At 69.3% G+C, this 12,327-nt stretch carries 12 protein-coding genes; 7 read left to right on the top strand and 5 right to left on the bottom strand.

Annotation, left to right across the window (positions count from 1 at the left end):
* Nucleotides 1-6: 6 nt before the first annotated feature.
* Entirely contained in the window at nt 7-1,062 is a 1,056-nt protein-coding gene (locus tag OG985_RS44265; protein WP_371674061.1) for a ferredoxin reductase, read from the bottom strand.
* A gap of 87 nt (nt 1,063-1,149) precedes the next feature.
* Between OG985_RS44265 and OG985_RS44270 the strand changes: the two genes are divergently transcribed.
* The 3 genes from OG985_RS44270 (at nt 1,150) to OG985_RS44280 (ending at nt 4,838) form a co-directional block, all read left to right on the top strand.
* Nucleotides 1,150-2,289 carry a PucR family transcriptional regulator gene (locus tag OG985_RS44270; protein WP_371674062.1) on the top strand — a complete coding sequence of 380 codons (1,140 nt, stop codon included), beginning with the start codon at nt 1,150-1,152 and terminating at the stop codon, nt 2,287-2,289.
* Nucleotides 2,290-2,841: 552 nt separating this feature from the next.
* A complete protein-coding gene (locus OG985_RS44275) occupies nt 2,842-3,180 on the top strand; it encodes a thioredoxin family protein (RefSeq protein ID WP_371674063.1) in 339 nt (112 codons plus the stop codon).
* 389 nt (nt 3,181-3,569) lie between these two features.
* A complete protein-coding gene (locus OG985_RS44280; protein ID WP_331718661.1) occupies nt 3,570-4,838 on the top strand; it encodes an IS256 family transposase in 1,269 nt (422 codons plus the stop codon).
* Nucleotides 4,839-5,001: 163 nt separating this feature from the next.
* On the opposite strand, the gene OG985_RS44285 is transcribed toward OG985_RS44280, so the two are convergent.
* From OG985_RS44285 to OG985_RS44295, 3 genes are all read right to left on the bottom strand, one after another.
* Entirely contained in the window at nt 5,002-5,985 is a 984-nt protein-coding gene (locus tag OG985_RS44285) for an NADPH:quinone reductase (protein ID WP_371674064.1), read from the bottom strand.
* A 20-nt stretch (nt 5,986-6,005) separates the two neighbouring features.
* On the bottom strand, nt 6,006-6,584 hold the full coding sequence (locus OG985_RS44290; protein ID WP_371674065.1) for a PadR family transcriptional regulator: 579 nt from the start codon (nt 6,582-6,584) through the stop codon (nt 6,006-6,008).
* Between the two features lie 729 nt (nt 6,585-7,313).
* On the bottom strand, nt 7,314-7,922 hold the full coding sequence (locus OG985_RS44295; RefSeq protein WP_371674066.1) for a TetR/AcrR family transcriptional regulator: 609 nt from the start codon (nt 7,920-7,922) through the stop codon (nt 7,314-7,316).
* 86 nt (nt 7,923-8,008) lie between these two features.
* On the opposite strand from OG985_RS44295, the gene OG985_RS44300 reads away from it, so the two are divergent.
* Both OG985_RS44300 and OG985_RS44305 read left to right on the top strand, forming a co-directional pair.
* The gene (locus tag OG985_RS44300) at nt 8,009-8,434 is read left to right on the top strand and encodes a nuclear transport factor 2 family protein (protein ID WP_371674067.1); all 426 of its coding nucleotides are present in this window, start codon (nt 8,009-8,011) and stop codon (nt 8,432-8,434) included.
* Nucleotides 8,431-9,279, top strand: coding sequence for an NAD(P)H-binding protein (locus tag OG985_RS44305; RefSeq protein ID WP_371674068.1), 849 nt, complete (start codon nt 8,431-8,433; stop codon nt 9,277-9,279). Before OG985_RS44300 ends, OG985_RS44305 begins: the two co-directional genes overlap by 4 nt.
* A gap of 63 nt (nt 9,280-9,342) precedes the next feature.
* Here the strand turns inward: OG985_RS44305 and OG985_RS44310 are convergent, their stop codons facing one another.
* Nucleotides 9,343-10,164 carry a helix-turn-helix transcriptional regulator gene (locus OG985_RS44310; protein ID WP_371674069.1) on the bottom strand — a complete coding sequence of 274 codons (822 nt, stop codon included), beginning with the start codon at nt 10,162-10,164 and terminating at the stop codon, nt 9,343-9,345.
* A gap of 209 nt (nt 10,165-10,373) precedes the next feature.
* Between OG985_RS44310 and OG985_RS44315 the strand changes: the two genes are divergently transcribed.
* A complete protein-coding gene (locus OG985_RS44315) occupies nt 10,374-11,111 on the top strand; it encodes an SDR family oxidoreductase (protein ID WP_371674070.1) in 738 nt (245 codons plus the stop codon).
* 221 nt (nt 11,112-11,332) lie between these two features.
* Nucleotides 11,333-12,295, top strand: a complete 963-nt coding sequence (locus tag OG985_RS44320; protein ID WP_371674071.1) for an alpha/beta hydrolase family protein — start codon at nt 11,333-11,335, stop codon at nt 12,293-12,295.
* The last annotated feature ends 32 nt before the right edge of the window (nt 12,296-12,327 follow it).

The raw sequence follows: 12,327 nt of genomic DNA on the forward strand, positions 1-12,327 counted from the left end.
GTGCTCCTACCGTTCGATGTCGCAGGGGCCCGCCGCGGCGGACACGCAGGTCTGGATGAGGACGCCCGGCTCGGCCTCGGTGATCTCGCCGGTGCGCAGGTCGCGGACGGCGCCCGCCTTGAGCGGCGTGACACAGCCGAAGCAGATGCCCATGCGGCACCCGGACGGCATGAGCACGCCGGCCTCCTCGCCGATGTCCAGCAAGGGCGTGGCGCCGTCCGCGTCGACGCTCTTGCCGGTGGCGCTGAACGTGACCTCGCCGCCGTCGCCGGCGACGACGATGCTGGGACGGAAGCGTTCGGTGTGCAGGCGCTCTTGGATGCCCTGCTTCGTCCAGTGCTCTTCGGCGGCGTCGAGCAGGCCCGCGGGCCCGCAAGCCCAGGTCTCGCGCTCGGCCCAGTCGGGCACGAGTTCGTCGAGACGGGCGATGTCGAGCATGCCGTCCGTGTCGGTGTGCACCTCGGTGAGCCGCAGCTTCTTGTCCGCGACCAGGTCATGCAGTTCGTTGCGGAAGATCACGTCGTGCGGCTGTGGCGCGCAGTGGACCATGACGACGTCGTCGAACGCGGTGTCGCGCAGCATGCCCATCACGGGCGTGATGCCGCTGCCCGCCGTCAGGTAGAGCACCTTGGCGGGCTTGGCCTGCGGCAGCACGAAGTCACCGGTCGCCTGGTCGAGCTGGATGAGCGTGCCCGGTTTTGCCCTGCGGACCAGGTGGTTGCTCACCTTGCCGTCCGGGATCGCCTTCACGGTGATCGTGACGCGGCCGTCTGGGCGGTTGGTCGGCGAGGTAAGGGAGTAGGCACGCCACAGGCGCACCCCGTCGACGTCGACCCCGATCCGCACGTACTGACCGGCCGTGTGGCCGCGCCAGCCCCGTCCCGGTCTGATCACGACAGTCGCGGCGTCACCCGTCTCGGGGTGCACGGCCTCGATGCGCCCACGCAGGTCAGCGCCCGCACGCATCGGGCTGACCAGGTCGAGGTAGTCCGACGGCAGCAGCGGCGTCGTGACCATCTCCAGCAGTTTCCACGCCCTGCTGCGGAGGGCTGCACTCGTCATGACTCCAGCTTGCTGTGCCTCAAGGCGTAAAGTCCTGACCGCAGGACGTAAATCTGGTCGGCAGAATTGTTCGCAGGGAACAAAAACGTGAGCCATGCAATCCGGAGGGCCAGTGAACTGGCCCTGGATGAGACGACGGTCACCGCACTTCGGGCCGCGGTGAAGACCACCGCCGACGAGGTCGTCCAGGCGATCATCGACGAGGTCCCCTCCTACGCCAACGCCCTTTCGGGCAGCATGGGCGCCACCATCCGCCGAGCCGTCCGAACCGCCCTGGGGCACTACCTGGACCTCGCGAGCGGAAAGACCACAGGCGGCGACGGCGGTGACGCAGCCTACGAGCTGGGCCGCGGCGAAGTGCGCGACGGCCGTTCGATGGACGCCCTGCTCAGCGCCTATCGCGTCGGCGCCCGCGTGGCCTGGCGATGCCTGGCAGCGGGTGCCGTACCCGCAGGTCTGCCCGCCGCCGAGGTCGCAAAATTCGCCGAGCTGACCTTCGCCTACATCGACGAGCTCTCCGCCGCGAGCGCCGCGGGCCACGCCGACGAACTGGCCGCCCGGGGCAGGGCCCACGAGCGCCACCTGGAACACCTGGCCCGCGACCTCCTCGCCGGCGCAAGCCCGGACGTGCTGCTGGCCTCTGCACAACGAGCCGGGTGGCAGCCTCCGGTCTCGCTGACCGCGGTCCTGCTGCCCGCCGCCCAGGCCCGGCCTGCCTACCGCGCGCTCGACCCGAGCACCCTCGTCCTCGACGACCTGCCGGACGCCACCGGTGTGCTGCTCGTCCCCGATGCCGACCGATCACATCTCTTGCGGCAGCTGACCGACCGCACCGCCGTGGTCGGCCCGGCCCGGCCATGGATTCGTGCGTCGGCCTCGTACGCACGAGCCGTACGCGCGCGCTCCCTCTCCTCTGACATTCGCGACACCGAGGACCACCTGCCCGAGCTGGTGCTGAGCGCCGACGTGGACGCGTACGCAGACCTGCGCGCCCGAGCCCTCGCACCGTTGCGGACCTTGCCTGCCGCGACCGCACGGCGGCTGGAGGAGACATTGCGGGCGTGGCTGCTGCACCAGGGCAGGCGGGACGAGGTGGCGGCGGCGTTGTTCGTCCATCCCCAGACAGTCCGGTACCGGATGTCGCAGCTGCGGGAGCTGTTTCCGGATCTCGCATCACCACACCGGGTCCTTGAACTGACGCTGGCGGTCGGTCTCCGGGGCAGCTGACGCGTACGTCGACCGTCCACGACCGCGTCGGCGAGCGGTCCGGGAATCGTGCCTCGTCCTCGGTGCCATCAGCCGGCTCGTGCGGCCCGGGGACGAGCGGTATGAGCCAGCTGAGACCGGGGGCTGATGTGAAGACCAGACAAGGCCTCGCGAAGCTGGTCGGGGGCGCTGTCTGTGAGAAGTGCGGTGGCGGATACGGCTCGACTGGATCCGGTGGACGATGCGCACCGGCCCGCTCGTCGACGCGCTCATCGAGCATCTAGCCGGCGATTTGGGCCGTTATGCCCTGTAAACGGCTTTCATGTCGTCGTGGAGAGCGTTGTCCTGGCACGAGCTGATCCACGGGCGCGCGGTGGGCTGCAGCTGGGTGAGCGTCGGGGCGGCCAGGCCGGGTCACCAGGGGCGGGGGCCGGGCCGCTGACGCCGGGGATCTCTGCGATGGCCCCGTGCCTCCCTTCCGGCAGGTCAGCCGGACGACTGACCGGGTCGGCCTGGCACACCGGGCGAGGGATGATGGGGACGCAATGACGGAACGTGAGGTCAGGAGCTTCCATGGCGAAGCGGGTTCACCGACCCCGTGAGGACGCGGAGTTCAATTTCATCCTCGGGATGAGCGGAGTTCCGGTCCTCGCATACTTCACCGGGACATGGCCCAAGGCAATCGAGCCCTGCCGGGTGATGGACCTCGTCGTGGGTGGCATCGCCGACGACTACACGGGCCGCCTGACGGCCGTCCGCACCGATATCACGCGTTGTCCGGCCGCAACCGAGCGATACGGGATCACCGCAGCCCCGTCCTACGTCCTGCTGAAGGAGGGAGAGGTGGTGGCGCACCGCACCGGGCCTATGACCATCGCCGAGGTACGGAAGTTCCTGGACGACCACCTCTGAGCGGCCGCTACGGCACGAGGCCGCGACGCCCGTCACGTCTCGTCTGTGGGAGCTGCGCCGCCTGAGACACCTCGGGACTGAGACACCCCCACAGGCCACATAACACCGTCCAGCGCGGTCGCGTCCGGCCGCTGCGCACTACCGCTCACGATCCCCCGGGAAGGCGGGCGCCATCTCGGTGCCACGCCGCGAGCGCCGCACCACCTCGCCCGCGTCGACGCTCAGCAGGGCTCCGTATCCGCCCCACTTGGGAGTGTCATGAATCAGGTGTGGATCTCCCCGAAGGAGTGAGCCTGATGAGTACGACGACTGGTCACCTGATCGAGACCGTGGAGGGCGTGTCGCTTGCCGAGGTCGGCGGTGGCGTCGAGGGTGCCGACGTGAAGTCGATGCCGGTGTCGCAGAATGGTCTGTCCAGTGAGCTGCTGGAGGAGCTGGCCGCGCTCGCGGCCGAGAAGGTCCGCGGAGAGGGACTGCGGCTGATGGGCGAGGGCGGCCTGCTGCCCGAGCTCGCTCAGCACCTGATGCAGTCCGCGCTGGAAGCAGAGATGGACCAGCACCTGGCCGACGGGGTCGGCCGCGTCGGCGGGCGCGGGTCGCGCTCGGGCGGCAACACCCGCAACGGCTACCGGAGCAAGAAGGTGATGACGGAGGTCGGCGCCGTCACGGTGCAGATCCCGCGAGACCGTCTGGGCACCTTCCAGCCCCGGCTGCTGCCCAAGTACGCCCGCCGCACTGGTGCGTTGGACGACCTGGTGATCTCGCTGACCGCAAAGGGCCTGACCTCCGGCGAGATCGTCTCCCATCTCGCCCAGACGTACGGGATGACGACAACGAAGGAGACCATCTCCACGATCACCGACAAGGCCCTGGAATCGATGGCGGAATGGCGCACCCGCCCGCTCGACGCGGTCTACCCGGTCGTCTTCATCGATGCCGTGCACGTCAAGATCCGAGACGGTCATGTCGCCAACCGGCCCATCTACGTGGCCATCGCGGTCACCGCCGACGGCTACCGCGAGATCCTCGGCCTGTGGGCCGGCGACGGCGGCGAGGGCGCCAAGTACTGGCAGACGGTGCTCACCGAGATCAAGAACAGAGGCGTCCGTGATGTGCTGATGCTGGTCTGCGACGGGCTCAGCGCCCTGCCCGACGCGGTGAACGCCGTCTGGCCCCGGACTGTGGTGCAGACTTGCGTGGTTCATCTCCTGCGCGCGAGTCTGCGGTATGCCTCACGCCGCGACTGGGCCGACGTCGCACGCGACCTCAAGCCCGTCTACACCGCTGTCAACGAGGACGAGGCCCGGGCACGGCTGACCGACTTCGACGACAAGTGGGGCAAGCGCTATCCGTCGATCGCCGGGACCTGGGAGCGGGCCTGGAGCGAATTCGTGCCCTTCCTCGGTCTGCCCGACGCGATCCGGCAGGTCGTCTACACCACGAACGCGATCGAGTCCCTCAACGCCCGCTACCGGCGCGCGGCCCAGGCCTGCGGACACTTCCCCAACGAGACCGCCGCCTTGAAACGCCTCTACCTCGCCACCCTCGCACTCGACCCCACCGGCCGCGGCCGCCAGCGCTGGAACAACCGCTGGAAAAGCGCTTTGAACGAGTTCGACGTTCTCTTCGACGGCCGCCTTACCGCCGGACGAGTGTAGGCCGACCAGCCCACCGAAAAACCTGTAGGCCAAACAGACGAACCACACCTGAATCCTGATAGACCCCCCCACTTCGGTTATGTGCTGTGAGCGTGGACCGCGGACGGACAGGCCGAGCCACTGCCGCTGAAGGAGTTGAGCAGGGCGGTGTTCCGAGTCTGCGCTATTGGGGGATGGTGACCAGGATGCGGCCGTGGCCACCGCCGGCGTCGACGTGGTCGTGGGCCTTGGCAATGTCGTCCAGCGAGTGACGGTCGCCAACGGCGACGGTGAGGGCGCCGACGGCTGCGGCGGAGGTGAGGTCGCGGGCGGCCTGGCGTTTGGCCGCAGCGGGGAAGTCGTCGCTGCCGAGCAGACGGAGGGTGACGTTGTTGAACAGCAGGGGCCAGAAGGGGATCTCGGTGCGGTCCGTGCGGGTGGCGTAGGCGGCGATGACGGCGTTGTTGGCGGCGACGGCGTTGTCGAGGTCGGCGTTGTCGGACAGCGCGACCTCGATGATCCGGTCGACGCCCCGCGGCGCGTACGAGCGGATGGCAGCGGCCGGGTCGCCAGTGTCCAGGGCGATGGCGTGGGAGACGACGGCCGGGTCGACACGGTCGAGGTCCGCGGTGCGGCGGACGGTCGCGATCACAGTCGCGCCGGCCCAGTGGGCGAGCTGGGCGGCCAGGGAGCCGACGCCGCCAAGGACTCCGTGGACCAGGACCAGTTGGCCGTCGACCGGGCCGTCGGCGAAGACGGTGCGGTGGGCGGTGATGCCGGGGATGCCGAGGCTCGCCCCCAGCTCATCACTCAGATGATCTGGCAGAGGTACGGCTTGATGGTCAGGTACGACGGTGTACTGAGCAGCTGTGCCGAAGGGGCGGTAGGACTGGGCGCCGTATACCCAGACCCGCTGTCCGACGCGGCGGGCGTCGACTTGGGCGCCCACGGCGTCGATGACTCCGGCGGCGTCGCTGTGCGGGATCACCCGTGGATACGGCATGGACGAGCCGAGCCAGCCGCGCCGTTTCTTGGTGTCGCCGGGGTTGACGCCCGAGACGGTGACGCGGACGCGGACCTCGCCGGTGCCGGGGACGGGATCAGGGAGTTCACCGACGTGCAGGACATCGGCGGCGGGGCCCTGGTCGTCGTACCAGGAAGCAAGCATGGGGGTACCTCCGTGGACAGTCAGCTCGCGGGAGCGGCGGGCGCCTGCGGATCGCCGTCGGCGCATGCGGTGTCGAATGCGGGCGGCTTCTCCCCGAGGGTCTCGCGCAGCCAGGTCCGTTCGGCGCGGCTGGTGGTGCGGGCGGTGAGCAGCATGCCGCGCCGGTAGGGGTCGGCGATCTCCTCGGCACGCAGGGGCCGCTCGTTGTCGTAGAAGAAGCTCGCCGGTTCTTCCAGGAACTCCAGTCGTCTGCGCAGCACCGCGTGCTGTTCGGCCACGTCGGGCAGGTGGGAGAGGAATGCCAGGACGATGTAGAACCGGGTGAAGTCGGTGATCTCGTGGTCGGCGGGCTTGCGCAGGCGCTGAAGCATTTCGGCCCGTCCGGCCGTGGTCAGGCTGAGCACGTACCGGGCCGCTCCGGCGGCCGGGTCGGCGCGCCGCTCGATCAAGCCCGCCTTGGTCAGACGGTTGATTGCCGGATACAGGCTGCCGTCACTGACCGGCCGCGTATAGCCGGTCAGCTGTGAGAGGCGGCGGCGCAGCTCGTGTCCGGGCAGGGGGGTCTCGGCCAGGAAGCCGAGTATCGCCAGTTCCAGCATGAGTCCATCTTCGCACGTGCACATCGAATCGATGTGCACATCGATTCGATGTTACGCTCGCAGGTACCCGCCCAACGTCTCTCGAGAGGCACAGCACGATGCCACGGGGCCAGCCCGACCTCCTCGGGGTGATGCAGCAGATCGGTGCCCTACCGGCGCCGTGAACCTCGTCGCGCCGGGTGAGCCTTCTGTCGAGCGGGATTGCCGCTGCCGGGAGGGGGCCGTACGGCGCGGTCGCAGAGGGCGAAGGCCCGCACCGGAGCGCGGGCGCCGACGCGGGTTCACCGCAAGAGGTCGGTCTCTTCTTCTTGATCCGGCGTCTTCGCGCAGACAGCCCGTTGCGGCGAGAGCTTTGCACCTTGCCACCGCTGACGAGACCGAGCCGATACAGAACTGCTCACTCCACGGCGAATACTGCAACCCTCGAATACCGACAGTCCACCAGTGCGCCCGCACCACAGCCGAAGCGCTGGTCAGCTGGATCACAGGGGCGCTCGCCTCGCCAGTCACCTTGCTGCTAACCCGCTACGACGCCGTCGGCAACCTGCGGCTAATCGCCCGCACCACACCCCTGCCCATCGCGACCGCAGTCATGGAGCAGCTGTCGCAGACCGTTCCGTCCGGGCCGTTCGTTCCGTCCGGGCCGTCCGGGCCGTCCGGGCCGTCCGGGCCGTCCGGGCCGTCCGGGCCGTCCGGGCCGTTCGTTCCGTCCGGGCCGTCCGGTCACGATCAACCCTCTACGTTCGCTCCTCGGAGAGGGCTGGAGCCCAGGGCTCTGGCGGTGAAGTTTGCCAGTTGAGCGCGCATGGTGTCGCGTGACACGCCTTCTCGTCCGGCCAGGTGCTCGACCAGGTCGGCTCGGGTGGCGGCGAGCAGGACGTGGGCGGTGAATTCGCTGTCGGCGAGGCCGGGGATCTCCTTCAGTACGGCTTGGAGCAGGCCGTGCCAGCGCTCGTAGTGCTCCGCCTGGTACGGGCTGCTGCTCCCGCTGTCCTCCAGGGCCAGCGCGAGGCGGCGGTTGTCGAGCTTGAAGCACAGGACGGCGTCGAGCAGGGCGAGTACGCGCTGTCGTGGCGGGGTGGTGGGCCCCAGAGGCGGTGGGCCGGACTCGACGGCCTCCCTGACCGGTTCCAGTCGCACCTCGTACAGCGCACGCAGCAACCCCGGGCGGTCGCCGAAGGCCCGGAAGAGCGTGCCCTTGCCGACGCCGGCGGCTGCCGCGATGTCGGCCATGGTGACCTCGTCGGTCCCCTCGCTCTGGTCGAAGAGGGCGTCGGCGGCCGAGAGGACGGCTTCTCGGTTCCGGGCGGCGTCCTTGCGGGGTTTGCGCTCGACCATGTTCCTCCTTCGTTTGCGAAACGGACCACGGGTCCGTATCGTCTAAGCGGACCAAGGGTCCGGATTTCACGGATGGAGGATACCCAATGTTCGCACCGACGTCTCCAGCAGATCTCTACCGCCACAGCCTGCGGTTGCTGCTGGACAAGGACATCTCCGGCTGGGTCGCCCTGTGGGCCGAGGACGGCGTCATGGAGTTCCCGTTCGCTCCCGACGGCTGGCCCACGCGTCTGGACGGCAGGGAGGCCATCGCCGCCTACATGCGCCACTACCCGGACCACATCGACCTGCACGACTTCCCCGCCCTGCGGATCCACCAGACCACCGATCCGCAGATCATCGTGGTGGAGATGCGCGGCGTCGGCCGCCTGGTGGAGACCGACAGCGCCTTCGACATGACGTACATCGCCGTCGTCACCGTTCAGGAGGGGCGCATCACCTCCTACCGGGACTACTGGAACCCGCTGGCCGTCCTCGAACCCGGCACCGCCTTCACGGGGAGCAGCCGATGAACACCACCGGTACCACTCTGGTGATCGGCGCGACCGGCACCACCGGCGGCCGCACCGCCGCCCGGCTGACAGCTGCCGGCCACCGCGTCAAAGCCGCCAGTCGTCGCGCCACTCCGGTCCCTGGCACGGAGCCGGTCCTCTTCGACTGGTACATCCCGGCCACCCACGCCGCGGCCCTCGACGGAGTCGACCGCGTCTACCTGATACCGCCCCTGGGCGACGCCGACCCCGCGGCCGTCATGCTGCCGTTTCTTCGGCAGGCCCGCACCGCCGGGGTCCACCGCGCGGTACTCCTCAGTTCCTCGGCGATCCCCGAAGGCGGACCGGCGGTGGGAGCGGTGCACCGTGCGCTGCCCGATCTGTTCGAACAGTGGGCTGTGTTGCGGCCTTCGTGGTTCATGCAGAACTTCACCGGCGCGCACGCGCACGCCGTCAGCATCCGGGATGAGGGCGTCATCAGGACGGCCACCGGCAGCGGCCGGGTCGGCTTCGTCGATGCCGAGGACATCGCGGCTGTCGCCGTCCAGGCCCTGACCGAGGAACACGCCCCCAATACCGATCTCGTCCTCACCGGACCGGAGACGCTCAGCCACGACGACATCGCCAGGATCACCACCGAGGTCACCAGCCTGCCCGTGGTCCACCACCGCATGTCCTACGAGCAGATGCGCGATCACCTCACCGCGCAGATTCCGGCGGAGTTCGCCGCGATACTGGCCGGCATGGACTGTGCCATCGCCGGGGGCTCGGAGAACCGCGTCACCGACACCGTCCAACGCCTCACCGGACGGCCCGCGCAGAGCTTCCGCGCCCACCTCGAAAGGGAAACGCGAAACGGCGACTGAGGTGAGCTGTGCCGCCCCGCCGGCGAGGTCGTCCGGGGCAGCCCGTGAAGGGGCCGGCGCCGGTCATGGCTGCGGCTCGGCGGGCAGTTCACCGCTGTCGAGGTAGACCACCAACGCCTGCTCCGGCTGTTCGGCCAGGTGGAAAGCGGTGTACGCGTAGTCGACCGGTCCCCGCTCGGGATGCCGTAGCCGTTTCCGGCCGCTGTGCCGGGCCTGCACCTCGTACTGGGGCCACCACTCCCGCACTTCCGGACTGCCCGCGTTCAACTCCTCGATCAGCCGGGTGTACCGCGGGTCGCCGGAATGGCGTGCGGCCAGCGTCCGAAGTCGGGCCAACAGGCCGCGTGCCTCGGGTTCCCAGTCGATCAGAACGTCCCTGGCCACCGGTTCGAGGAAGGTCCAGCGCACGAAGTTGGGCGGCCGCTCCGCCTCGGTGACGAGCCTCGGAAACAGCTCCTCGGCCGCCTGGTTGTGCACCAGGACGTCGTAGTTGCCGCCGATGACGTACGCCGGGTGCGGCTGGAGCAGCAGGGGGACGGCCCCCGCCCCGGCCGTCAGTGGCTCCCGTTCCTCGACTTCGGCCGTGGGCAGGTGACCGGCGAGCTGGAGGAGGTGGGCACGCTCGTGGCGGTCGAGCCGCAGCGTCGCGGCGAGGGAGTTCAGCACCTGTTCGGAGACGCGGATCTCCCGCCCCTGCTCCAGGTACGTGTACCAGGTGGCGCTGATCCCGGCCAGCAAGGCCAGTTCCTCCCGGCGCAGTCCCGGAGTCCGGCGACGGCCCGTCCGGGGCAGGCCCACCTCTTCAGGTGCGAGGCGCTCCCTCCGACTGCGCAGAAACGCACTCAGCTGACGGCGTCGGTCGCTGTGATCCGGCTGCGCAGGCATGACGGGCACCCTCAGTTCCAGAATAAGTACGTTCTGGATACCAGGCTAAGGCTCCTGAAGACTGAGGTGGAATCACACGGCCTCGGCACTGCCGACGGCTTTACGCAGTCAAACCGGCACCCGGCACCCGGCACCCGGCACCCGGCGCCGAGTGCGCAGCAGGCGCTCAGGTCGCGGGCGCCGGTGCCGAGAATTTAGGAGACGGCTTCATGTCCGGAATCAAGGGCAAAGTAGTGGCGGTCACGGGAGCCAGCAGTGGAATCGGCGAGGCGACCGCGCTGCTGCTCGCCGAACGCGGCGCGCGACTCGTCCTCGGCGCGCGCCGGTCCGAGCGCCTGGCGGAACTCGTGGCCCGGATCGAGAACGCGGGTGGCGCGGCCGTGCAGATCCGCACCGACGTGACCCGGCGGGACGACCTGCACGCCCTGGTCGCCTTGGCCGAGGAGCGTTTCGGCCGCCTGGACGTACTCGTTAGCAACGCCGGAGTCGGCACGATCTCGCCACTGGACGATCTGCGCGTCGAGGAGTGGGACCACATGGTCGACGTCAACGTGAAGGGTGTCCTGCACGGAATCGGCGCCGCACTGCCGGTCTTCCGGGCACAAGGCTCCGGACACTTCATCACCACGGCATCGACGGCCGCGTTTCGCATCGTGCCGACCATGGCGGTCTACGCCGGCACCAAGTTCGCGGTCCGGGCCATCTGCGAGGGGCTGCGGCAGGAAGCCGGCGACGCCCTGCGGGTGACCACCGTCTCACCCGGTTTGATCGCGACCGATTTCGCTGAGGCATCCACCAACAGCCAGGTCAGGGCGGAGGTCACGAGGATGCGCGATCACATCGCGATCCCGCCCGACGCGATCGCCCGGGCCATCGCCTTCGCGATCGAACAGCCTGCCGCGGTGGACGTCAACGAGATCGTCGTACGACCCACCGCCCAGAGCTGATCGTCCCCATCGCTGCGCGTGGATGCCGTCGCCGATGGAAGCCGGGCTCGCGGTGGTAACCGGGCTCCTTCACGCCGTCGTTGACAAGCGGAACGTCGTTCCGAATAATAAGCGGAGCGATGTTCCGCTTCGGGTTGCCGAAGCCGGACGCCACTGACCACGCCCGCCACCGCTTCTGCGGGGGCCGGTCGCAGCGCAGGCTTCAGGAAGGAACCCTCACCATGACCGCAACCAGTGACACCGACACCGTTTTCGGCTCGCCCGCCGCCGTCCTGTCGTACAGCCCGGTGGTCCTGTCCGTGCCCGGACGGCCCGTGGACCTCCAGGTCCGCGTCTCCGCTCCCGCTATCGGGACCGGTCTGCCCGTCATCCTGCTGTCCCACGGTCACGGCGGCTCGAACAACCTGTCCTCGCTGAACGGGTACGCGCCCATCGCCAACCTGTGGGCCGCAGCGGGCTTCGTCGTCATCCAGCCCACGCACCTCAGCTCCAGCACGCTGAGCCGCGAGCTGGCCGGCGCCCCGGGAGGTCCCTTCTTCTGGCGCTCACGCGCCGAGGACATGAGCCACATCCTCGACCGGCTCGACGAGATCGAGAAGACCGTGCCGCAGCTCGCTGGGCGGATCGACCACAAAGGGATTGCGGTCGCCGGGCACTCCCTCGGAGGCCACACGGCCGGCCTCCTGCTCGGCGCCCGCAGCACCGACCCCGACACCGGGGAGGAAGTGAACCTGACCGAACCGCGGATCAGGGCCGGTGTGCTGCTTGCCGCACCGGGCAGGGGCGGCGACATCCTGAACGGATGGATGGCCGACAAGGTGCCGTTCTTCAAGAGCACCGACTTCTCCACGATGACCACACCCACGCTCGTCGTCGCCGGCGACAAGGACGACTCCACGCACTTCACCGACATCGGCCCCGAGTGGCACACCGACCCCTACCGCCTCGCCCCCGCACCCAAGACCCTGCTCACCCTCCTCGGCGGAGAGCACCTGCTCGGTGGCATCTCCGGATACGACGCCGACGAGACCACCGACGAGAGCCCTGAGCGGGTCGCCGCCCTCGCGCGCCTCACCTCGGCCTACCTGCGCACCCAGTTGCTGCCTGGCGACCACTCCTGGCAGACGGCGTGCGAGGCGCTGACGACCGGGGCCGATCCGGCCGGACGAGTCGAATTCAAGTAAGCCCCGCGGAGAAAGCCCCGAGCAGCTACGGC

The organism is Streptomyces sp. NBC_00289 (assembly GCF_041435115.1).
Taxonomy (GTDB): domain Bacteria; phylum Actinomycetota; class Actinomycetes; order Streptomycetales; family Streptomycetaceae; genus Streptomyces.